Source organism: Paraburkholderia sp. J63 (assembly GCF_905220245.1).
In the GTDB taxonomy this organism is placed as follows: domain Bacteria; phylum Pseudomonadota; class Gammaproteobacteria; order Burkholderiales; family Burkholderiaceae; genus Paraburkholderia.
Genome location: NZ_CAJMZF010000009.1, coordinates 19969 through 42701, shown reverse-complemented (window position 1 = coordinate 42701; position 22733 = coordinate 19969). Strand labels below are relative to the sequence as shown.

Below are 22733 nucleotides of genomic sequence, written 5' to 3'. Positions count from 1 at the left end.
CCCCCTTCATGCCCCATTCACGCACATCATGAAACCCGCCAACCAGGACCACGCGCTCATCACGCGTTTTCTCGAAGCACCAAATACGCCGCTTCCTGTGCTCTCCAATCCGATGGCGATCGCCTTGGGTACGCATATTGTCGCTGCCGATCCGCAGCAAGGTCGACTCGACCTGGAGTTCAACCCCGCGGAAATCTTCATTCAGGGAACCGGTGTGCTTCAGGGCGGTGCGGTCGCCGGCATGCTCGACTTTGCGATGGCTTTTTCAGTCCTCGCCCGTCTCGGCGACAGCGGCACTTGCGCGACGGTCGATCTGACGACAGCGTTTCTCCGTGCCGCGCCGGCCGGCAGGTATCGGGCGACCGGGGAGATCGTGCGCAGCGGGAAATCGATCGCGTTTTGCCGCGCCGAACTATGGAAGCATGACGACGCGCGGGGCCCGGTGGCCACAGCCATGGCAACGTTTGTGGCGTCGTCCAGTTAAGCGCCTTGTGGAACATCCTGAGCTACACGCTGTAGCGAGCAGCTAACGTCCCACGTTCAGATCGAGCGCCACGTCGACGATCATGTCTTCCTGGCCGCCCACCATCCGGCGCCTGCCCAGTTCGACGAGAATGTCCACCGTCTTCAGGCCGTACTTCTTCGCGGCCACCTCCGAGTGGCGCAGGAAGCTCGAATACACACCTGCATAGCCGAGCGCGAGCGTTTCGCGGTCCACGCGAACCGGGCGGTGCTGCAGCGGGCGCACGATGTCGTCGGCGGCATCCATCAGCGTGTAGAGGTCGGTCCGTGGTTCCAGCCCATGCGTTCCGCCGCGCCGATGAACACTTCGAGTGGCGCATTGCCCACTCCAGCACCCATGCCCGCAAGCGATGCATCGATGCGGTCGCAACCTTCTTCCACGGCGACGATCGAGTTCGCCACGCCAAGCGACAGGTTGTGGTGCGCGTGCATGCCCGTCTGCGTTTCGGGTTTCAAAACGGCCTTCACCGCACGGGAGCGATCGCGCACGTCGTTCATCGTGAGTGCGCCACCCGAATCGACGACGTAAATGCAGGTCGCGCCGTAGCTTTCCATCTTCTTCGCTTCGACAGCGAGGTTTTCCGGCGTGGTCATATGGCTCATCATCAGGAAGCCGACGGTGTCCATGCCCAGTTCGCGTGCGTATTCGATGTGCTGCTTCGAAATATTGGCTTCCGTGCAGTGCGTGGCCACGCGCACGATGCGCGCGCCCGCGTTGTACGCGGCCTTCAGGTCATGGATCGTGCCGATGCCGGGCAAGAGGAGCGTAGCGATCTTTGCGTGCGTGACCACGTCGGCCACGGCCTCTATCCATTCGAGGGCGCTGTGCGCGCCGAAGCCGTAGTTGAAGCTCGAACCTTGCAGGCCGTCGCCGTGGGCAACCTCGATGCTGTCCACCTTCGCCCGGTCGAGCGCGCGGGCGATGTCCTGCACGTTCTGGATCGAATACTGGTGGCAAATGGCGTGGCTGCCGTCGCGCAGCGTCACGTCGGAGATATAGAGTTTCTTGCTCATCGCTTTACGCTCCTTCTACGCTGAGCAGCGTTTGCGCCATGCGTTCGGCGGTGGCGAGCGCAGCGGAAGTCATGATGTCGAGGTTGCCAGCGTAAGCGGGCAGATAGTGCGCGGCGCCCTCAACTTCGAGGAACACCGAAGTCTTCAGGCCGCTGAACTTGCCGAGGCCCGGAATGTTCAGCGGCGCGCTCGCGGGAATCTCGTCGAACTGCACCTTCTGCTTCAGGCGATAGCCCGGCACGTAGGCGTGGACCTTCGCGACGGTCTCTTCTATCGACTGCTCGATCTTCTCGCGGTCGGCCAGATCCGAAAGGGTGTAGACGGTGTCGCGCATCATCACCGGCGGCTCGGCCGGGTTCAGCACGATGATCGCCTTGCCCTTCGCGGCGCCGCCCACCACTTCAATCGCCTTCGCAGTCGTTTCGGTGAACTCGTCGATGTTCGCGCGCGTGCCGGGGCCCGCCGACTTGCTGCTGATCGAGGCGACGATCTCCGCGTAGTGAACCTTCGCCACACGCGACACCGCGGCGACCACGGGGAATCGTGGCCTGGCCGCCGCACGTCACCATGTTGACGTTCGGTGCATCGATATGCGCGTCGATGTTCACGACCGGCACGCAGTACGGGCCAATCGCGGCGGGCGTGAGGTCGATCACGCGGATCGAGGGCCTGAGCGCGCGCAGCAGCGCGTCGTTCTTCACATGCGCGCCGGCGGAGGTCGCATCGAACACGAAGTCGATCTGGTCGAAGACGGGCAGGCGCGTGAGGCCTTCCGCGCCCTCGTGCGTGGTCGCCACGCCCAGAGGCGCCGCGCGCGCGAGGCCGTCCGAGTCCGGGTCGATGCCGACCATCGCCGCCATCTCCAGGTGCCGGCTGTGGCGCATGATCTTGATCATCAGGTCCGTGCCGATGTTGCCGGAGCCGATGATCGCGGCCCTGAGCTTTTCCGAAGCCATCTGTAGTCCCCTGTTTCAGGCGGTGAATGCCGCGCGAACGCTGCCGAGGCCTTCGATCTGCGCGGTATAGGTGCCCGGTGCCTTCACGGCCACCATCGGGCCGAGCGCGCCGGTGAGCACCACGTCGCCCGCGCGCAGCGGCGTGCCGAGCTGCACCATGCGGTCGGCGAGCCACACGGCGGCGTTGAGCGGATTGCCGAGGCACGCCGCGCCGTTGCCGCGCGAAAGCACCTCGCCATCGCGCGAAAGCTCCATCGCGCAGGCGCTCAAATCGATCTGCGAAAGCGGCACAGGGCGGCTGCCCACCACGAAGCGCGCGCTCGACGCGTTATCGGCAACCGTATCGACGAAGCGGATATCCCAGTTCCGTATCCGGCTGTCCACCACTTCGATGGCCGCAAGCGCATAAGCACTGGCGCGCAGGATGTCGACGAAGGTGTGCTTCTCAAACGTGAGATCGTGCTCCAGCACGAGCGCGATTTCCGCTTCCACCTTCGGCTGGATCAGCTGCGAGAGCGGAATCGCTTCGGCGTCGCCGCAGGCCATCGAGGCGAACAGCGCGCCGAAGTCGGGCTGGCCGACGCCTAGCTGCTGCTGCACCGCGGGCGACGTGAGGCCGATCTTGCGGCCCACGATGCGCTCGCCATTCGCCACACGCAGGTCCACGTTGGCCTGCTGCACGGCGTAGGCGGTCGCCATGTCGTCCGGAGCAATCTGGCCGCGCACCGGCTCGATCGTTTGGCGCGACGCTTCGGCTGCGCGCAGTCGCGCGGCGAGCACTTCCGCAAGTCCGGGATTGGTCACGTCAGCTCTCCTGTTCATTTCAAATTTTGTACCGAAGCCTCCGGTGTCCCCTTCAGTGCCGAACCCCTGTTCGCTTCGATACGACGGAGGCGGCAGGAAGTGACGCATCGCGCGCTGCGAAAGCCGGGAAGGTCTTGACGGGCCGATCGCGCCTACCTCTGCCCTGGCAAGCGGACCATCATCGGCTGGCGCTGCCATCAGACGTCGTCAATGCTCATGCCCGGTCCGGACTTGACGAGACGGCAGCCGGCATCGACACCGACGAACGCGCGGGATATCTGGCCTCCATCGACGCTGGCGGTAACACCGGCACGTTAAGCGCATCGTCTGCGGCGACGACGAATCGGTCGGGTCGTAGCGCCACGCACTTCGTATTGCGGGCGCGCATCCAGTCCAGGAATGAACCGTCAAGATCAATCAGCTCATTTTCGGAGGTGGCGCCCTGCGAGCCCTCCCTCAAAGCGATATAGCGCGAATTGAGTGCGGCCCACGCCGCCTGCTGTGACCCGGACAGCAACTCGGCCGGATCTACGCCGTCGCCTACCAGAACGAATCCCATGCCAAGGAAGTCATCGAGGCGTCCCTGTCTTCCACGCACGTCGGCAACGCGTGGCTGAGGTGGCATTTTTCCGACCAGATTCGTCTTCGTCGGCACCGCACTCATCCAGCCTGCGTCAAGTGCAGGCAAACCTGCCAACGGCTGCGGCAGGTCCCGCATGTGCAACGCTTTCCGGATGAGTCGGTGGACCGCGTCAAACTTCTCGGCTGCGGTCATCTGCCGCTTGATAATTCGTCCAAGTCGCTCGGATTCTGCTGTCACGAACGCCACGTTCGGCGCGCGCTCTGCCTCGTAGCTATCGAGAATGCTTTCGGGAAGGCGACCTCCGAGGACCTCCCGAATCTTCCAGCACAAATTGAACGCGTCGCGAATACCGGACTGCATGCCTGAGCCTGCCCAGGGCGGCATCAGGTGCGCGGCGTCTCCAAGCAGGAATACCGAACCGCTCCGCCACCGCTGCGCCCGTCGCACGTGGTGCTTGTAGAACGCGTGCTGATGGATCTCGATGTTCTCGGGCGTCACGCCCATCGTGGCAAGCAGTGTCCACAACTGGTCGTGAGTCGAGAAGTCCTTTTCCGATTCGTGCTCGGCAAGCGGAAATTCCCAGCGGTGATTGCCCAGCGCCAGCGGAATATCGACAACCGGACGTTTTGCATCCGACCAGAACGTAAGCAGATGACGCTCGGGCCACCACCGCTTCACGCGCACGTCGATCACCACCCATTTCGTATCGGTGGTGGAACCCTCTAACGGGATTCCCAACTGGGTTCGCACGTTGCTCGATCCACCATCACACGCAAGAACGTAGCGGGCCGTGAGACATCGTTGCACACCGGTATCCACATCGCGAAAACTCACTTCCGACCCGGCGCCAACCGACCGGAGCAAAGTCACTTCCTGGCCGAACCGCACTTCGACTCTGGATGCAAAGCGCTCCACGCCGGCGCGCAACACCTGCTCCATGGCCGGTTGATAGATCATCGAGGCGACAGGCAGACCCATTTCCGGATCGGGGACCTTCATGCGCATCAAGTCCTTGCCGGCATACGTGCGCCATCGCATCTCCGTCATGGGATCCATCACCTTTAGCAGTTCGTCGGCAAGTCCGACCGACTGATAGCAGCGCAACGTCCAGTCGTTGACAGTGACCGCCCGCGCGCGAGGATAGATCTCCCGATCGCGCTCCATGACCACGCATCGGATCCCGTATGCACCAAGGAAGTTGGCGGCGGAAACGCCGGTTGGGCCATATCCGACAATCGCCACATCATAGTCAAAGGAACTTGTAGTCATCCGACGCCCGCTCAGGCCTGTTTCAGGAACCACGTAACCAGCGGGTTAAACTTGGCGGCCTGCTCCCATTGCGCCCAGTGACCGCATTGCGCGAAGAGCACAACGTCCTGATTCGGAACCGACCTGAAGCTCTGTACGCCAGCGGGCAAATTGACCTTGTCCTGCTGCCCCCAGATCAGCAGACAGCGATGCGGCAGCGTGCCGAGTCGAGCATCCTCGCTCAGATAGAACTGCCGCGGCGGCGGCCCGGCGGGCGGGAGTGTCAGCGGGGGATTCGCAGCGATCTCAGCGTCGTTGCTCGCTGTGAATCGCTGCTCTATCAGCTCGGGCGTCAACACCGATGTGTCATAGACGAGGTTGTGAAGGAAGGCGCCAAGCTTCTCGCGCGAAGGCCCTTCACCGCTGTAATAAGTCAGCAGTTGCATGATGCCTTCGGTCGGACCTTGCCCTTCGAGATAAGCCCCTCCGGGCCCCATGGCAACCAGGCGGTCGACCGCTTCCGGATACTCCATCGCCATGTAATAGGCGACCGCGCCACCAAACGAATTCCCGATCAGGTGCGCCTTGCCGATTCCCAGCTCGTCCATGAACGCCTTCAACGCGCGCGCGCCGTTCACGAATGGATTCGGTGTGCCGAATATCTGCAGATTTTTCGAAGAGCGCCCCCAGCCCGGCATGTCGATTGCGTAGACGGTGAAATGCTCCGCCAACGGCGCGATATTGCGGCTGTAGTTGCTCACGCCGGTTGCACCCGGACCTCCCCCGTGAAGGAGGATTAGTGCCGGGCCATCTCCTTCAACCGTGTAGTGAATCGACCATGCTTTGCCGTCGTGAACGCCATGCACAAATTTCGAATCGCTCATTTCGTATCTCCTGTTGTTATTCGGGCTTGCCTACGACGTATTCTTTTTCCCTCAGCGACGAGACGGCGCGTCGGAACTGCTTGAGCGTCATTGCCAGCGACTGGTTTTCCTTGAAGTGCCCCCAAAGGCTGATGCCACGGTACGTCGTGGATCGCCATGACGTTTCGTCCACGGTGATCGGGTTCCAGCCGAGCTCCATCTCGAAGCCAGAAGGCGTAACGACATAGAACGACAGCTCCCGATCGTTGGGATGCTGGCCGATCGCGTTCGCAATCGAGTAGCCCAATTGCTTGCAGCGAAGATAGGCAGCCGAGACATCATCCAGGCTTTCAGCCTGCAGGTTGAGGTGGTGAATCCGGGTACGCATTGGATCGAGCCGGCGCCCCCGGGTAGAGGCAACCGCAATACTGTGGTGACGTTCGTTGATACGGAGGAACGTGAAATCCATCACCGTGCCGCCGACCTTGTCTTCGATGTGATCGGAGATACGCGCATCGAAAACTGTCTCCCAGAAGTCCTGGAATGCGTCGGGCTCCCGGGTCACGATCGCCACATGCCCGATGCCGGCGGCTCCTGTCGAGAATCCGCTGACGTGCATATGCAGCGAATCGTTCGACAACACCGGCCGCGTATAGAGGTCGATCTGCAGGCGCTTGGGACCATGAAATGTATGAAAGCTCTCGACACCACGCAGACGCGCTTCTTCTTCCGTACCTCGTCGCAACGTGACGCCGCGCTCACCGAGACGCCGGCGAATTTCTCCCAGCGTATCGTCGCCGTCGACCTCAAAGCCCAACGCGGTCACGTCTTCGGCCTCCCCCGGTCGCACGACGATGCGGCGCTGATGAGCGTCCAACCGGAAGGCAAGAGCGCCACCTTCGGCACTTTCGACATGCATGCCCAGGCCATCCGTGGCAAATTTCCTCCATTCGTCGAGACGACTGGATTCGATCAATACGTAGCCCAGCCGGGATTTTCCGAAGATCGAACCATGTGGTTGCCGGTCGCCCTTCACTGGCTCCGCTTTCCCGGTGAGAACGGCGATCAGTCCGTCGAGGCGGGCAGGAAGCTCATTGGCTCGCCATGCCACATGCTGATCCTGACGAACGATCATCAACTTGTGCTGGTACGCCACCTCCTGCGGTGCTCGAAGATCCAGAACCTTCAATGGCATGCCCGCAGTCTGGGCCGCCGTGACGAGACTGGAGACATCGATCGACCGATCGAAGCGCAAAAGCGTGTAGACGGGGCCCAGCTCGTCGTACAACGATCGCCCCGCTTCGAGCCAGAAGTGCGGCAGCCGGCAGCCAGGGACAGTGGACGCCGTGACACCACCCATCGAGTAGCCTGGGGCCTGGTCTGCGTCGTACTGGATGATGGGCGAGCTGGAATAGTAATAGCCGAAATTAAGGCCCTCGGGCGCGAACTGCGGAACATTGAGCTGATGCAGTTTTGCGCCCATCGCCGTACGCATCGCAACTCCTACCGGGTTCAGACGTGAACTCAGCGCTACCGGCACGCGGTTTTTGCCGAGTGTCTCGACCATGTCGAGCATGCTTTGCATCGCCAGGCGGGATACCTGGTCAGTGATCGGATGCCTTTCGGCCTCGTACGCGTTCAGCATGCCCGGGTCTGCCCACCCATCAAGCACGTTTGACAACAGCCATGCCAGGTTCACGCCGTCGGCAATGCCTGCGTTCATGCCATAGCCTGCGAACGGCACCCAGAGATGCGCAGCATCGCCAGCGAGAAAGACTCGCCGCTCGCGCAAGCGCTCTGCGACCATACGCCTGCCCACCCAGTCCTCGTGGTTGAGGATTTCAAACTGGAAATCCAGTCCCACTCCGAGCACATCGCAGATCGACTGCCGCAGGTCCAGGGCATCAAAATTGTCGACGCCATGCGGGAGCGTGCGGTGAACCAACCACGTGTCCCTACCGTCAATCGCGACGACGTTCCCCCGAACCTTGTGGTTTGCGATCCAGCTCATCCACGCGGGACGGCGATTTCCCCACAACTGGATAAGCCCGGGAGCGCGGATCAGGGACGTGCGAGTCCGGGCGAGCTCCGCTGCGCCCACGAGCCTTGTCCCCATGATCTTCCGTACCACGCTTCGACCACCATCGGCGCCGATGAGATATCGGGAGCGAAGCATGACAGGAGATCCGTCGCTTCGACGGCAAGAAATCGAGACGCTCGAGTCATCCTGTTGATATGTCTCGACCGATGTGCCATAGAGGACGGTGATGCCGGAGGTGCGGTGCATCAGCGCCGAAAGGATGGGCTCGAGATAAAGCTGCGAAACTCGAACCTGCGGCTCGGGCGTACGCCAGTGGCTGTCCGGGAATCCCGGTTGCGTACGCTCGGCTCGGGAAGGCATCCCGATACGCGTCATCTCATGACCACTGATAGACGTACAAAAAACGATATCGGTCGGGAAGTCATCCGGCAACCCTGTCCCGCGTACCTCATCCGCTATACCAAAGCGCCTGAAAACCTCGAGAGTCCGCGAGGCTACCGTGTTGCACTTGGCACTTGGCGCAACATCCTTCTCCCTCGCCTCGACGACGACGACCTGATGGCCGCGCCTTGCCAGTTCGATCGCCGTGCACATCCCGACGGGACCGGCTCCAGCAATCACGACCAGCGCATCATGCGTAATCATGCGTCAACGCCTCCGTCCAGATCTCCCGCGAACAGGAACCGTCCGCAGGCACCAGCGGGCGACACCGTTGCGCACGGCGTCGCGAACCCGTCAAGGTCGTCTGCGGGATATCGTGTTTGCCGACAGTTACCTCCACCCCCCTTCAAGTGAAAGCCGTCGTTAGCGCGAGCAGGTGCTTCCCTGCCGTCGCTGGGCAGCGACGCGCGTCTCTGGCAGTCATGGGCACCCGCCCCGGGAAATTGCTGTGCGTGCTTTCCGGCCATCATGTCTCCGTTCAGGAACCCGCCTTACATCGCCCGACAAGTCGGACATGCCATGCGCATCCCGAGCTTGCTCCCGTAATAATGACAATAGTCTCATTACGACATGAATCTCGTTCCGACACATTTGTCGTTAACCCCAATCCACACCAGGAGTTTCGATCCAATGGCACGTTTGTCTGTCCGGAAACGTGTTGGGAACCTCTGCCTTCCCCCCCTGGATGCGCGGTGTTACGAGCTGACCTGGCTAACGTGTATGTGCCGTGCCGATGGGTCGAAGCGCGCGTCGACGGTTCCGCTCAACGGCGCGATGCGCGTCGCGCTGGACATCCAGCGGCGCAGCAGCCACAGAGCGCCAGGCGACACGTGGCCGCACATCTCCATTTCGCGATGGGGCATGACGAAGTGGAAACGGAAATCGTGCGCGTCGTCCTGCGGCCGTAGCACGAAGGCGTTCTCGTGCCCGTGAAAGGCCGCGACTGCGCGCATCGGGCTCCTCGCGAAAGCCTCGGAATCGCCTGTACGCGCATTTTCTTCTCGCCGGATCGGGCCAGGCCGGCAATGCGACATCGGCGGCCGCAATCAGGGCGAATTCATGTCCTTTTGCGGAGCGGTGGTGCTGAATATGCCGTATTCGAACACTTCCTCGCACATTCCCGCCGGGCACATCACGGCGGTGCGTCATGTCACGATTCCCGGCTGCCGGACCGAATGGCACGAACACGACGAATACATGTTTCTCTTGCCGAAGCTCGGGTCGCTCGCGCTGCATACCGAATCGAATGAACGCGAGCAGCGTCTCGCGCCGTGTGTGCTGGCCGTCCTCGAACCGGGTATCCTCCACAAGACGAAGAGCGACGGCGTCGACCATCGCCATACGGCGATCTATGCTGAGGGGGGCTTCGTGTCGTTCTGTGAGCGCAAGGCACAGGGGCATATTGCGCGCTCGGCAAAGCGACCGCGCAGCGCATCGTTTCGGGTAAGCGTGCCAACGTCATCGTTGATTCGGGCGTAGCAGTTGCATGCGATGCGGGAACGCTCGTGCCAACCGGAGGCCTTCGCGCGCTATCGCGGCGAGATGATCGACCGGCTCGTCGCTTCCGCGTGTATCGAAGCGGTGCTCGAATCGAACGTAGTGTTCGCACCGCAAGCGACCAACCGTGAAATTCTGGTGGCGTAGATCGTCGAATACATCAATGCGATGCTCACCAAGTGCCTTGACCTCGACGCGATTACCTGGCGCTTCGCCATATCGCGGCGTCAACTCACTCGCATCTTTCGAGAAGCGGCCGGCGGGAGCATCACCGACTATCAGATGCGACAGCATGTCGAACGCGCGGCGGCACTGCTACGCAAACCGGCGACTACAGCACTCGACGCGGCAATGGCAGTAGAAATAATCTGGCATGCTTATTCGAGCTATACGGAATGGGTAAGCCGGGTCGCTACAAGATCGGTGTGCGCAATCATGAGCGGCAAACGTGCCGCAAAAATGCTCATCAGGCTACGGGCACTATGGTTGCACCTGGTCAGGCATCTTCTTGAGTGAGGAACGTCCGTACCGCGGAATTAAACTCGTCTGCTCGCTCCCACTGCACCCAGTGTCCAGTCTTGCTGAACATATAGACATCGCAATTGCGCATGCGTCGCTGCAACGAATTTGCTCCACTCGGACGGTTAACCTTGTCCTCAGTGCCCCACAGCACCAGCGTCGGGTTCCGCAGGGAGGACAGGCGCGGATCGCGGGTGAAATCCAGCTTTCTGAACTGTGGAATTCCTTTGGGACCGAGTAAAGGCGGGCTGGCCAATACGTCCGGATCGATGCTGGATTTGTAGCGCTCGGCAATCAGCGCCTCGGGAACCCGACTGCCGTCATAGACGAGGTCGCTGCGGATGAACGTGGCGAGCTTTTCCAACGTGGGCCCGTCCCCCTTGTAATATCCCAGCAACCGCCTCAATCCCTGGGTCGGCAATTGGCGAGTCGTATCAACTCCCCCAGGGCCCATCAGCACCAGTCGGCCAACGTTATCCGGACGCTCCAGTGCCATACGCAAGGCACACGCGCCGCCCAGCGAATTTCCGATCAGATGTGCTCGCGAGACGCCGATCTGATCCAGCATCCCAAGCATGCTGGTCGCCAGATCGCCAAATGGATCACCTCGATCCAGGCCCTTTGACGACCTGCCGTAACCAGGCATATCTGGCACAAGGACGCGAAAGTGACACGCCAGAGCCTCGATATTCTTCACGTAGTTGGACATACCCGATGCCCCCGGACCACCGCCGTGAAGCATCAATACGACCGGGCCGCGACCGACCTCCGAAAGAAAGATCCGGCGCGCGCCGACGTGAACGGTGTGCTGATTCATCGCGCTAACGGCAAACGAGGCATTCATTGCGGCATCGTGTGAGGGGTGACAGTGGAAGCATTTTAGTGAGTAATTTGTCATAATGACAATATACTCGTTTATACTTAGACTGGCCTATGTGGACGCCCTTTGGATTGCAAACGGATCTACATCACACATCAAGGGGGCGCCCCAGCGTGCGACCCAATAATGCCGTTGGGTAGGGGGGGCCCTGCTGACTCTTGTCGAATTCGCTGACGAGAGTATCGGCCAACACTCGAGTTGAAAGGAAGACGCGCGGGCAGGCTCTGAAGCCGGGTTGTTCAGCTACCACGGGTGAGGTGCTGTCCCATGTGCTCACACCGGGTTGACGTACACGACGCTGCACCCAGCGCACCGGCCGTCACATCGCAACCGGGACGTTCGCGCTAACCCTCACCACGCGCTGCACGAAAATCCCAGGAGTAGTGATGACTTCCGGATCCAGATCGCCAACGTTGACAATCTCGTTGACCTGCGCGATCGTCAGCGTGGCCGCCGATGCCATCACCGGGCCGAAATTGCGTGCCGTCTTGCGATACACGAGATTGCCGTACCGATCCCCCCGATATGCCTTGATGAGCGCCACGTCGCCATGCAGCGGGGTCTCGAACACATGCGGACGGCCGTCGATTACCCGCGTCTCCTTGCCCTTGGCCAATTGCGTGCCGTAAGCGGTCGGCGTATAGAAGCCGCCGATTCCTGCGGCCGCCGCGCGCATGCGTTCGGCGAGCGTGCCTTGCGGTACTATCTCGAGCTCGATCTCGCCAGCACGATACAGTCGATCGAACACATACGAGTCGGCCGCGCGCGGAAACGAGCAGATAATTTTCCGGACGCGCCCCGCCGCCAGAAGCGCCGCGAGTCCGCGATCGCCATTTCCCGCGTTGTTACAGACAATAGTCAGATCGGCCACGCCTGTCTCAAGTACGCCTTCTACCAGCTCCGTAGGCATACCCGCATTGCCGAATCCACCAATCAGCACTGTCGCCCCGCTTCTGACGTCGGCAACGGCGTCGGCGATCGACGTAATGGTTTTATCTATCACGTTCCCGTATTCCTTGAAGAAACTCCCAGGCGTCGCGCGGCAAACTTCAGGTACCGCACGTCCCGAGGCTCGCCGCTGCCATTCAGATCAGAATTTGTGCCGAATCGAGAGCCGGACGATCGCCTGGTTGCGGGTCGACGACGGGCCAGTCGCGCCGGGTACCAGCGCGTAGTCCAGCGCCGTCCCGGTCTTGTCGCCGCCCACATGCACGTAGTCCGCCTGCGCATACAGGTCGGTGCGCTTCGACAGGTTGTAGTCCGCCATCAGGCCGGCCGTCTGATATACGGGCCGGTGGCCGCCCGATGTCGAGTCGTAATTGGCCGGCGTGTACACGTATTCCGCGCCGACGAACGCCACGGGCGCGATCTGATATTTGCCGTTCACTTCGAAGTTCTGGAAGCGTAGCTTCTCGAGCGTGCCGGATGCCGGCAAAATGGAGCCGCTCAGGAACGCGGTGCTCTTCGGCTGGTTCAGGGGTGCCGACATGATAAGCACTTATGCGCCGCAGAGGATAAACGCTTATCATGCTCATACCCCTACTTTCGGTGGCCGTCGCGCTCATCCTCACGCCGGCCCTGTGCGCCACCATTCTGCGCCGCCCCTCGGTGCACGGCGCAAGCCGTGGCTTTGCCGCCTGGTTCAACCGCGGCTTCGATCGCGGCTCACTTGTGTATCGCCACGGCGTGAGCGGCGTGCTCGCGCGCAGCAAGCGCTTTCTCGCGATCTTCGTGGCACTCGTCGTTGCGACGGGCTGGATGTTCATGCGCCTGCCAACTTCGTTTCTACCCGTTGAGGACCAGGGCATTCTGCTCACCGCCGTGCAGTTGCCCCCCGGCGCGATGGCCGCTCGCACGCGCGATGTGCTCGACAAGGTCACGCGCTATTACCTGCACGAGGAGATGGACGCGGTGGAAGGCGTCATGGCGATCGAGGGCTATGGCTTCGGCGGCTCGGGACAGAACGCGGGCATGGTGTTCGTGCGCCTTAAGGACTTCGACACACGGCATGCACCGAATCTCTCGGCGCAGGAAGTCGCACAGCGCGCGAGCGCCGCATTCGCCGCCATCGGCGATGCGCAGGTCTATGCGCTTCTCCCCCCTGCCATTGATGGCATGGGCACCTCCAACGGCTTCGACTTCTACCTGGAGGACACCCATGGAGCAGGACGCGAACGGCTCGCGCAACTGCGCGACCAGTTGCTGGGCGCAGCGGCGCGTAGCCCGGTGCTTGCCAACACGCGGCCCACGGGGCAGGAACCGGCGCCACAATTTTCCGTGGATATCGATCAGGCCAAGGCGAGCGCGCTCGGCCTGAACCTCGCCGACATCAACAACACGCTCTCGGTGGCCTGGGGCAGCGACTACGTGAACGACTTCATCGACCGAGGCCGCGTCAAGCACGTCTATGTGCAGTCCGACGCCGATTTCCGCATGCAACCGGCCGATCTCGACGGCTGGCACGTCCGCAATGCGCAAGCCACGATGGTGCCGTTCGCTTCGTTCGCCACGGGGCGATGGACCCTGGGTCCGGCGCGTCTCGAGCGTTACAACGGTGTGTCCGCGGTCGAAATTCAGGGCGAGGCCGCGCCGGGCGTGAGTTCAGGCATGGCGATGAGCGAAATAGACCGGCTGGTGAAGCAACTGCCGCCGGGCGTCCGCCATGAGTGGACAGGGCTCTCGTATGAAGAACGCCTTTCGGGCGACCAGGCAAGCGCCCTTTATGCGATCTCTGTGCTAATCGTGTTCCTTTGTCTCGCTGCGCTGTACGAGAGCTGGTCGATTCCGCTAGCGGTGATGCTCACCGTGCCTATCGGCATGGCCGGGGCACTGCTTGCGGCGCTGCTGTGCGGTCAGACCAACGACATCTACTTCAAGGTGGGCCTGCTCACGACCATCGGTCTCGCCGCCAAGAACGCGATTCTGATCGTCGAATTCGCGCTGGAGCGCGAAGCGCAGGGGGCCAGCCTCATCGAAGCGACACTCGATGCCGCGCGACTGCGCCTGCGGCCGATTCTCATGACGTCGTTCGCCTTCATCCTTGGCGTGCTGCCGCTCGCAATCGCGAAAGGCGCCGGCTCCGGGGCGCAGAATGCGATCGGTATCGGCGTGATGGGCGGCATGCTCGCGGCAACCGTGCTCGGCGTCTTCTTTGCACCACTGCTCTATGTGGCCGTACGCAAGGCCGTCAAGGGCAAACGCTCATGAACGCAATCCAGCTCACGATCATGCATCTCCCCAAATTCATACCGAACGTGCAACGGGCGGCCGCGCTGCTGGCTCTCGGCGCCGGCGCGCTGCTCGCGGGCTGCGCCGTTGGCCCGCGCTACCAGGCCCCGCACGCCGACGTGCCCGCCCAATGGAGCACGCAAGCCGGAGCAACGGCCGCACAGCCGGATCTCCACCAATGGTGGCTGCGCCTGAACGATCCCCTGCTCAACGCGTTAGTCGACGAAGCCGTGCGCGGCAACCTCGACGTGGCCACGGCTGCCGCGCGTATCCGCGAGGCACGCGCCTTCGCAAACCAGAGCGACAGCGCGCGCTATCCGTCGCTCAACGGCACCGCGGCATATACGCGTGCGGGTGCCGGACCGAATGCCATCGCCGGACTGTCTTCGACACCTGAGTCCGGCACCGCATCACCTGGCAGTCGAACTCATCTCTTTCAGGCCGGCTTCGACGCCAGTTGGGAAATCGATCTCTTCGGCGCGAGACAACATGCATTCGAAGCAGCGGGTGAAGGCCTCGATGCGGCTCAGTGGGATCTGCGTTCCACCCTGCTGACGCTCATCGGCGACGTAACCACGCGCTACGTCGAAGCGCGCGGCTACCAGGCTCGCCTCGCGCTCGCCCGCGCCACGGCACACTCGCAGGAGGAAACCGCGCGTCTCGCCCGCGTTCGCTACACCGCCGGCTCGACCTCCGGGCTCGACGTTGCCAATTCGGCAGGCGAGGCTCAGGCGACGCTCGCCGAGATTCCCGCGCTTGAAGCCGCTTATGCGCAGACCGTGCACAGCCTGTCCGTACTGACCGGAAAGCCTCCACGCGCGCTGCTTGCGCGCATGCAGCAGGCGCAGGATGTGCCCACACCGCCGCTGCCCGTTGCGCTCGGCGTGCCCGCCGACGTGCTGCTCTCGCGCCCGGACGTGCGGGCCGCCGAACGGCGTTATGCGCAGAGCACGGCGCGCGTGGGCGAGGCCCAGGCCAATCGCTACCCGCGCGTGACCCTCGTTGGCTCGCTCGGCACAACTGGCACCCAGTTCGGCGATCTCGCGCGGCATTCGTCGATCGGCTGGTCAATCGGGCCTTCGGTGACCATCCCCCTGTTCGACGCAGGCCGCCTGAAAGCCGCTGTGGAGATCGCCGATGCGCAACGCGATCAATCCTTCATCGCTTATCACGCCGCTGTGCTGGCAGCCTTGCAGGATGTCGAAAACGCCAGTGTGACGCTCTCGGGCGAGACTGAGCGCGCGGAGGGCCTTCAGCACTCCGCCGACTCCTATAGCGAAGCGTCGACGATTGCTAACGCGCTGTACCGTTCGGGCTCGACCAGCTATCTCGATCTGCTCATTGCCGAGCGCGCACTGTTCGCTGCACAAGACGCCCTGATCCAAAGCCGTGTTCGCATCACCACCGACTACATCGCGTTGAACAAGGCATTGGGCGGTGGATGGGATGGGCCGATAGCGCCGGATTGAGGAGATACACCAGGCACACCAACTGGTAGCCATGGCTTACGACGAGAGGGACTTGCTCGTTGCTCAAGTCCCTCTCGCCGACTAACTGTTCATCCAGTGCGTGAGCGCCGGCAGCGGTTGCCACCATTGGGCGACGACGAGACTGAGGCCGCTGACGATCAGGCACCACATGCTCGACATCAGCACACGCACAGTCCGTGAGAACGTTCGAGGATCGTCGTTTTCAATTTGCAAAGCGCGATAAAGCGTGGCGACCTGCAGGATCATCGCGCAGAAAGCGATCAGCGCGCTGATGGCCGCGAAGAGCGACCATCGTTGCGACGATGCATCCACCACGAAAAACTTGAGGTAGGCAAGCGTGGTGCCGGAGAGGAACACCGTAGCGCTTACGAGCGCTTGATGAAAGCCGCCAGGGATCTTGGGTTCCATGCGCGATGGCGGCCCGGAAGTGGTCAGTGCCCGACTCTAGCACAGAGTCCCGGGCGCCCACTATGTGTGGGCACTTGCCCTTTCATCGCGTTTTCGGCTGAGGATTGCAATAGCACCGAGTTTTTCTCTATTGCTCCGTGTGCTTTACATACATCGAATGGCGCGGATGGGCGAACACGCGCGTGACCATGGGTTCGAAGAATGACAGTGGCAATGCGTCGTAGTCCTCCATGAAAGCCGGAGCATCATATTTTTCGCAGAATTCAGCGGTGCGCTGGAAGAGTTCCGGCTGATCGCCGAAACGGTCGCGAAGATTGCGATCCAGGCCAAGATGATGGAAAAAGTAGTAGCCCTGGAATACGCCGTGATGCTGCACCATCCACAGGTTTTCCGAACTGACGAAGGGCTTGAGTATGGCAGCGGCAATATCCGCGTGATTGTAGCTCCCCAGCGTATCGCCAATATCGTGCAGCAGCGCGCAGACCACGTACTCCTCGTCGCGGCCATCGCGATGTGCGAGCGTCGCGGTCTGCAGGCAATGTACCAGCCGGTCAACCGGGAAGCCGCCGTAATCCCCCTGCAAAATTTGAAGATGACCGAGTACGCGCTCGGCAAGCGCCGCGGCGTACGGCTTGAATTCCTCGCCGATTGCAGCCCAGTCCTCGGAGGTGCCTTGACTGATGTGAGAAAAGGTGGCGCGCTTAGTCATGTTTGCGACTCCCGGCTTGCCCGGCGCAAGCAAGAATTTCCGCCAAATCAACGATCATCATCAAGTCTCCTCATTCAGTAACGCTTCCAGTTTCGATACCGGCTTCATGAAGCGGTCAAATTCTTTTGGCGAACTACCTTGCCGGCCCGCCGTTCCCGGCTGCCCTCCCGCGCGACTAACGACGGAAAGACGGATCCTTGCGATCCAGTCTTCTCAACAGTGCGGGCCACGCTAGATCGCCGAACGAACCCATCGTGGCAATCTTGCTTTCCGCCTCGATTGTTTCGAGCAGCGCCTTCGGCACCAGCGAAAGCGGCTTGCCTCCCGATTCGGCCAGAACCTGAATTCGACAAGCCGATTCCAGGGTGTACATCGCGAGAAACGCGTCGGGAATCGTCCGGCCTACGGCGAGCAGCCCGTGATTGCGCAGGATGAGCAGCTTGTTTTTACCCAGGTCGGCGACAAGCCGGACCTTTTCGTCATCGCGCACCGCGATTCCTTCGTAATCGTGGTAGCCCAAAGTGCGGTATATCGACAACGCCTGCTGCGATACCAGCTCCAGACCGCCCTGCCGCGCGGCGATCGCCACCCCGTGCAAACTATGCGTGTGCAGCACGCATCTTGCGTCGTCATTGGCAGCGTGAATGGCGCTGTGAATGGTGAATCCGGCGGGATTGACCGGGAACGGCGTATCCATGACGGGGCGGCCGTTCAGATCCACCTTCACCAGGCTCGAAGCGGTAATCTCCTCGAACAGCGCACCGTATGGGTTGATCAGAAAATGGTGCTCCGGACCGGGCACGCGAGCCGAGATATGCGTGAACACCAGGTCGTCCCAGCCGTAGCGGGCAACGAGTCGATAGCAGGCCGCCAGGTCGACGCGCAATTTCCATTCGTCATCCGAAACATGTGAGCGAACATTCGCACCTTCAGCATAAGTCAACGGGTCCATGCCCAGGGTCTCCAAAGTGTCTGACGTAAGGAAAGCTCGTCGCCATATTGACACGGCGAACGTTCCGAGATTGTCAGAAAGACTACAATCCAGGCGCTTCCAGCCTCAAACCGGATCCGCATTTCCCCTAATATCCGCACGTACACGAGTTCCTCGGGCCATCGACATGGCACGGCGCGGTCACGATATCGGGCGGCCAGCATGGCGTGCTTCGGCTCCCTTCTTCGTCACACGTCACAGGTAAGCGCCGAGCTCCAGCTTCGCGATCGCGTTGCGATGGACTTCGTCGGGACCGTCGGCAAGACGCAGCGTGCGCGCGCCCGCATAGGCACGCGCCAGCCCGAAGTCTTCGCTCACGCCGCCCGCGCCATGCACCTGGATCGCCCAGTCGATGACCTGGCACGCCATCTCAGGCGCCGCCACCTTGATCATCGCGATCTCCTTGCGCGCCGCCTTGTTGCCGTGCGTGTCCATCTTCCACGCTGCGTGCAGCACGAGAAAGCGCGCCTGGTCGATGAGGATGCGCGCTTGCGCAATGCGCTCGCGCGTGACGCCGTAATCGGCGATCCTGCGGCCGAATGCGACGCGCGAGCTCGCGCGGCGGCACATGGCTTCGAGCGCGCGCTCGGCACGCCCAATCAGGCGCATGCAGTGGTGAATGCGGCCCGGCCCGAGACGCCCCTGCGCGATCTCGAAGCCGCGCCCCTCGCCGAGCAGCGCATTGCCGACCGGCACGCGCACGTTCTCGAACAGCACTTCGGCGTGGCCGTGCGGTGCGTCGTCGTAGCCGAACACCGGCAAATGGCGCAGCACGCTCACGCCCGGCGTGTCCATCGGCACGAGTATCATCGACTGGCGGCGGTGCGCATCGGGATGGTCCGGCGCGGTCTTGCCCATGAAAATGAGGATCTTGCAGCGCGGATCGTTCGCGCCGGACGTCCACCATTTGCGCGCGTTGATGACATAGTGATCGCCATCGCGCGCGATGTGCGCGGCGATGTTTGTCGCGTCCGACGAAGCCACGGCGGGCTCGGTCATCGCGAAGCCCGAGCGGATCGTGCCGTCGAGCAGCGGAATGAGCCACGCTTGCTGTTGTTCGGCGCTGCCGTAGCGCACGAGGGTTTCCATGTTGCCGGTGTCGGGCGCCGAGCAGTTGAACGGCTCCGCGCCAATGGACGAGCGGCCCATGATCTCGCACAGCGGCGCATATTCGAGGTTCGTCAGCCCAGCGCCGTACTGCGATTCGGGGAGGAACAGATTCCACAGGCCCGCCGCTTTCGCCTTTTCCTTGAGCGTCTCCATGACCGGCGCGGGCTGCCACGCGTTGCCCGTCCTGCGTGCCGCGTCCATCTCCGCTTCGAACTGACGTTCCGCCGCATAGACATGCTCGTCCATGAACGCAGTCAGTCGCGTCTGGAGATCCTTCACCTTGCTCGAGTGCTCGAAATTCATCCGTGTTGTCCTTTTTTCACTGCGAAGGCCGCGCGCATCGAGCGGCGACCCGTCATTGCGTCGCTCAGCGCGCCGCGTCGATTTGCTGTGCCAGCGTCCAGGCCAGATCGGCGAGCGGCCGCGTGCGCTTGCCGACTTCGAGCGCCTGCGCGCTCGACGCGTTGCCTTGCAGCGCGCGCGCATGCACGCCCTGCAAGATGCCGACGAGCCTGAACAGGTTGAACACGAGGTAGTAGCCCCAGTCCGCCTCCGACACCGGCTGGTTCGACGTCCGCATCACGCGTTGCAGATAGCGCTGCAAATAGGCCGCCTCGTCCGGTATGCCGAGCGCGGCGAGATCGATGCCCGCGAGCCCGCGCCCCTGATGCATCGGCATCCGCCACGTCATGCAGTGGTACGCGAAGTCGGCGAGCGGGTGGCCGAGCGTCGAGAGCTCCCAGTCGAGCACCGCGAGAATTCGCGGCTCGTGCGGATGGAAGATCACGTTGTCGAGCCGGTAATCGCCGTGCACGATGCGGCTTTCGTCCCCGCACGGCACGTGCTGGGGCAACCAGGCGATCAGGCAGTCGGCGGCTTCGATCCGCTCGGTTTCCGCCGCGCGATATTGCTTCGTCCACCGTGCTACCTGACGCTCGATGTAGTGACCAGGCTTCCCATAGTCGGCGAGGCCCACCGCAACCGGATCGACCGAATGCAGCGCCGCGATCACGCGGTTCATCTCGTCGTACATCGCGCCGCGCTCCGCGCTAGAGAGTCCCGGTAGCGCGCTGTCCCAGTAGATACGCCCTTCGACGTACTCCATGATGTAGAACGCGGTGCCGATCACGTCGGCGTCCTCGCACAGTGCATATGCACGTGCGACCGGCACGCGAGTACCGGCCAGCGCGCGAATCACCCGGTACTCGCGATCGACCGCATGCGCCGAAGGCAGCAATGCACCCGGCGGTTTGCGGCGCATCACATAGCGACGGCGCCCAGATTCGAGCAGGAAGGTCGGATTCGACTGCCCGCCCTTGAACTGCTCGACGTGCAGAGCGCCCGCAAAACCGTCTACATGCTCGCGCATGTAATCGCCTAGCCGCCCGGTATCGAACGCATGGGCCTGCGCGACCGGCCGCGTGCCGCTAAAGTTCGTTTGTGCGTCGTTCGTCATGTCGCCGATATCCCACCGTCGATGGCCAGATACTGGCCGGTCACGTGCCGCGACGCGTCGCTCGCAAAAAACGCGAGCGCGCCCTTCAGGTCCTCGTCGCCACCCAGCCGCTGCAACGGCGTGCGCGCGATCACCTGCTCGCCAACGGCATCGAGCGTGTCCGCCGTCATCTTCGACGGGAAGAAGCCCGGGCAAATCGCGTTCACGTGAATGCCGTAACGGCCCCACTCGGTCGCCAGCGCGCGCGTGAAATGGATCATCGCCGCCTTCGAGCTGTTGTATGCGATCGTGCCTGTGCCGCCCGACATGCCTTTGAGCCCCGCGATCGAAGCGATGTTGACGATCTTTCCGCTCCTGCGCGGAATCATGCTGCGCTTGCCGATCTCGCGCGTCAGGAAGAATGGCGCGTTCACGTTCAGATTCATGACCTTGTGCCACGCTTCGTCCGGATAGTCCTCCGCCGGCGCGCCCCAGGTCGCGCCAGCATTGTTGACGAGGATGTCGACGCGTCCATGCGCGGACAGCACCTCGTCGACGAGCGCGGGAATGCGGTCGAACTTCTGCAGATCGCAGACGACCGCCTTCGCCTCGATGCCCCTGCCGCGCAGATGCGCCTCGGCCCCGGCCAGCTCATCGGTCTTGCGCGCCGAGATGACGACCTTGCAGCCCAGTTCGCCGAGCGCTTCGGCCATCTGCAGCCCGAGGCCCCGTGAGCCTCCCGTGACGAGCGCGATACGCCCGTCGAGCTGAAACAGTTCCTTCACCGACACCGCGTTCTCCTTCGCTCAGCACACTTCGAACAGCCCGGCCGCGCCCTGGCCGCCGCCGATGCACATCGTGACCATCACGTACTTCACGCCGCGCCGCTTGCCTTCGATCAGCGCATGGCCGACGAGCCGCGAGCCGGACACGCCATACGGATGGCCAACCGCAATCGCGCCGCCGTTCACGTTCAGCCTGTCGTCAGGAATCCCGAGCGTATCGCGGCAATACAGCACCTGCACCGCGAACGCCTCGTTCAGTTCCCACAGCCCCACGTCCTCGATCTTCACACCCGCGCGCTCGAGCACGCGCGGCACCGCGAACACCGGGCCGATGCCCATCTCGTCCGGCTCGCAGCCGGCAATCGCGAAGCCGCGGAAGATGCCGAGCGGCTGCAATCCGCGCTGCTCGGCAAGCTGGCCGTTCATCACGACGCACGCGGAGGCGCCATCCGAAAACTGGCTTGCGTTGCCCGCCGTGACCACGCCGCCCGGCAGTGCAGGACGGATCTTCGACACCGCTTCGAGCGTTGTGTCCGCGCGAATACCTTCGTCGGAGGCGATCGTCACTTGCTTCGTCGCGAGCTGCCCGCTCGCTTTGTCGATGACGGCCATCGTCGTGGTCATCGGCACGATCTCGTCGTCGAACTTGCCAGCCGCTTGCGCCGCCGCTGCACGCAACTGGCTGCGCACGCCGTATGCGTCCTGTGCTTCGCGCGCAATGCCGTAGCGTTTCGCGACGGTCTCCGCCGTCTGCAGCATGCTCCAGTACAGCTCGGGCTTGTGCTCGACGAGCCACGGATCGAAGCGCATGTGCTTGTTCGACTCGTTCTGCACGCACGAGATGCTCTCGACCCCGCCCGCGACAATGGCGGGCGAGCCCTCGAGGATCACGCGCTGCGCGGCCATGGCGATCGTCTGCAGACCTGACGAGCAGAAGCGGTTCACGCTCACGCCACCCGTCGTCACAGGCAACCCGGCGCGCAGCGCGATTGCGCGCGCGATGTTGCCGCCCGTCGTGCCTTCGCCAAACGTGCCGCCCATGATCACGTCCTCGATCTCGGCCGGATCGATGCCGGCGCGCGCCACGGCGTGCCGCACCGCGTGCGCGCCCAGCGTCGCGCCATGTGTCATGTTGAATGCGCCTTTCCAGCTCTTCGCGAGGCCGGTGCGCGCGGTGGAAACGATCACTGCGTCGGTCATGTCGATGTC

General features: G+C 62.6%; 20 protein-coding genes and 2 pseudogenes. 5 read left to right on the top strand and 17 right to left on the bottom strand.

The window, feature by feature from the left end; all coding sequences use genetic code 11:
• Positions 1 to 28 precede the first annotated feature (28 nt).
• On the top strand, positions 29 to 484 hold the full coding sequence (locus U5775_RS12205; protein WP_322058392.1) for a PaaI family thioesterase: 456 nt from the start codon (positions 29 to 31) through the stop codon (positions 482 to 484).
• A gap of 42 nt (positions 485 to 526) precedes the next feature.
• Here the strand turns inward: U5775_RS12205 and dmpG are convergent.
• From dmpG to U5775_RS12170, 7 genes and pseudogenes are all read right to left on the bottom strand, one after another.
• Positions 527 to 1536 (bottom strand): annotated as a pseudogene (dmpG, locus tag U5775_RS12200) (4-hydroxy-2-oxovalerate aldolase).
• A gap of 4 nt (positions 1537 to 1540) precedes the next feature.
• Positions 1541 to 2492: pseudogene (locus U5775_RS12195) on the bottom strand (acetaldehyde dehydrogenase (acetylating)).
• Positions 2493 to 2507: 15 nt separating this feature from the next.
• On the bottom strand, positions 2508 to 3296 hold the full coding sequence (gene mhpD, locus U5775_RS12190; RefSeq protein ID WP_322058391.1) for a 2-keto-4-pentenoate hydratase: 789 nt from the start codon (positions 3294 to 3296) through the stop codon (positions 2508 to 2510).
• A gap of 214 nt (positions 3297 to 3510) precedes the next feature.
• Positions 3511 to 5148 (bottom strand): bifunctional 3-(3-hydroxy-phenyl)propionate/3-hydroxycinnamic acid hydroxylase, encoded by a 1638-nt coding sequence (locus U5775_RS12185; protein ID WP_322058390.1) that lies wholly within the window; start codon positions 5146 to 5148, stop codon positions 3511 to 3513.
• A gap of 11 nt (positions 5149 to 5159) precedes the next feature.
• Positions 5160 to 6011, bottom strand: a complete 852-nt coding sequence (locus U5775_RS12180) for an alpha/beta fold hydrolase (RefSeq protein ID WP_322058389.1) — start codon at positions 6009 to 6011, stop codon at positions 5160 to 5162.
• Between the two features lie 16 nt (positions 6012 to 6027).
• Positions 6028 to 8676 carry an FAD-dependent oxidoreductase gene (locus U5775_RS12175; RefSeq protein ID WP_322058388.1) on the bottom strand — a complete coding sequence of 883 codons (2649 nt, stop codon included), beginning with the start codon at positions 8674 to 8676 and terminating at the stop codon, positions 6028 to 6030.
• Between the two features lie 491 nt (positions 8677 to 9167).
• The gene (locus U5775_RS12170; protein WP_322058387.1) at positions 9168 to 9425 is read right to left on the bottom strand and encodes a PhzF family phenazine biosynthesis protein; all 258 of its coding nucleotides are present in this window, start codon (positions 9423 to 9425) and stop codon (positions 9168 to 9170) included.
• 106 nt (positions 9426 to 9531) lie between these two features.
• Between U5775_RS12170 and U5775_RS12165 the strand changes: the two genes are divergently transcribed.
• Positions 9532 to 9951, top strand: coding sequence for a hypothetical protein (locus U5775_RS12165; RefSeq protein ID WP_322058386.1), 420 nt, complete (start codon positions 9532 to 9534; stop codon positions 9949 to 9951).
• A 12-nt stretch (positions 9952 to 9963) separates the two neighbouring features.
• Positions 9964 to 10116 carry a hypothetical protein gene (locus U5775_RS12160; RefSeq protein ID WP_322058385.1) on the top strand — a complete coding sequence of 51 codons (153 nt, stop codon included), beginning with the start codon at positions 9964 to 9966 and terminating at the stop codon, positions 10114 to 10116.
• A gap of 349 nt (positions 10117 to 10465) precedes the next feature.
• Here U5775_RS12160 and U5775_RS12155 read toward each other — a convergent pair whose 3' ends face one another.
• The 3 genes from U5775_RS12155 to U5775_RS12145 all read right to left on the bottom strand — a co-directional run bounded on the left by U5775_RS12155 (position 10466) and on the right by U5775_RS12145 (position 12857).
• Entirely contained in the window at positions 10466 to 11332 is an 867-nt protein-coding gene (locus U5775_RS12155; protein WP_322058384.1) for an alpha/beta fold hydrolase, read from the bottom strand.
• A 355-nt stretch (positions 11333 to 11687) separates the two neighbouring features.
• Positions 11688 to 12371 carry a 3-oxoacid CoA-transferase subunit A gene (locus U5775_RS12150; protein ID WP_322058383.1) on the bottom strand — a complete coding sequence of 228 codons (684 nt, stop codon included), beginning with the start codon at positions 12369 to 12371 and terminating at the stop codon, positions 11688 to 11690.
• Positions 12372 to 12458: 87 nt separating this feature from the next.
• A complete protein-coding gene (locus U5775_RS12145) occupies positions 12459 to 12857 on the bottom strand; it encodes a porin (RefSeq protein ID WP_322058382.1) in 399 nt (132 codons plus the stop codon).
• Positions 12858 to 12895: 38 nt separating this feature from the next.
• Between U5775_RS12145 and U5775_RS12140 the strand changes: the two genes are divergently transcribed.
• Together U5775_RS12140 and U5775_RS12135 are read left to right on the top strand one after the other, a co-directional pair.
• A complete protein-coding gene (locus U5775_RS12140) occupies positions 12896 to 14575 on the top strand; it encodes an efflux RND transporter permease subunit (RefSeq protein WP_322058381.1) in 1680 nt (559 codons plus the stop codon).
• On the top strand, positions 14572 to 16065 hold the full coding sequence (locus tag U5775_RS12135) for an efflux transporter outer membrane subunit (RefSeq protein ID WP_322058380.1): 1494 nt from the start codon (positions 14572 to 14574) through the stop codon (positions 16063 to 16065). Before U5775_RS12140 ends, U5775_RS12135 begins: the two co-directional genes overlap by 4 nt.
• A gap of 81 nt (positions 16066 to 16146) precedes the next feature.
• Here the strand turns inward: U5775_RS12135 and U5775_RS12130 are convergent, their stop codons facing one another.
• The 7 genes from U5775_RS12130 to U5775_RS12100 form a co-directional block, all read right to left on the bottom strand.
• Complete coding sequence (locus tag U5775_RS12130) at positions 16147 to 16494, bottom strand: hypothetical protein (RefSeq protein ID WP_322058379.1); 348 nt, start codon at positions 16492 to 16494, stop codon at positions 16147 to 16149.
• A 127-nt stretch (positions 16495 to 16621) separates the two neighbouring features.
• Positions 16622 to 17203 (bottom strand): HD domain-containing protein, encoded by a 582-nt coding sequence (locus tag U5775_RS12125; RefSeq protein WP_322058378.1) that lies wholly within the window; start codon positions 17201 to 17203, stop codon positions 16622 to 16624.
• A 175-nt stretch (positions 17204 to 17378) separates the two neighbouring features.
• A complete protein-coding gene (locus U5775_RS12120) occupies positions 17379 to 18155 on the bottom strand; it encodes a class II aldolase/adducin family protein (RefSeq protein ID WP_322058377.1) in 777 nt (258 codons plus the stop codon).
• Between the two features lie 234 nt (positions 18156 to 18389).
• A complete protein-coding gene (locus U5775_RS12115) occupies positions 18390 to 19607 on the bottom strand; it encodes an acyl-CoA dehydrogenase family protein (RefSeq protein WP_322058376.1) in 1218 nt (405 codons plus the stop codon).
• A 64-nt stretch (positions 19608 to 19671) separates the two neighbouring features.
• Positions 19672 to 20760, bottom strand: a complete 1089-nt coding sequence (locus tag U5775_RS12110; RefSeq protein WP_322058375.1) for a phosphotransferase — start codon at positions 20758 to 20760, stop codon at positions 19672 to 19674.
• A complete protein-coding gene (locus U5775_RS12105; protein WP_322058374.1) occupies positions 20757 to 21530 on the bottom strand; it encodes an SDR family oxidoreductase in 774 nt (257 codons plus the stop codon). Before U5775_RS12105 ends, U5775_RS12110 begins: the two co-directional genes overlap by 4 nt.
• Before the next feature lie 15 nt (positions 21531 to 21545).
• The gene (locus tag U5775_RS12100) at positions 21546 to 22724 is read right to left on the bottom strand and encodes an acetyl-CoA C-acyltransferase (protein WP_322058373.1); all 1179 of its coding nucleotides are present in this window, start codon (positions 22722 to 22724) and stop codon (positions 21546 to 21548) included.
• Between the last annotated feature and the right edge of the window lie 9 nt (positions 22725 to 22733).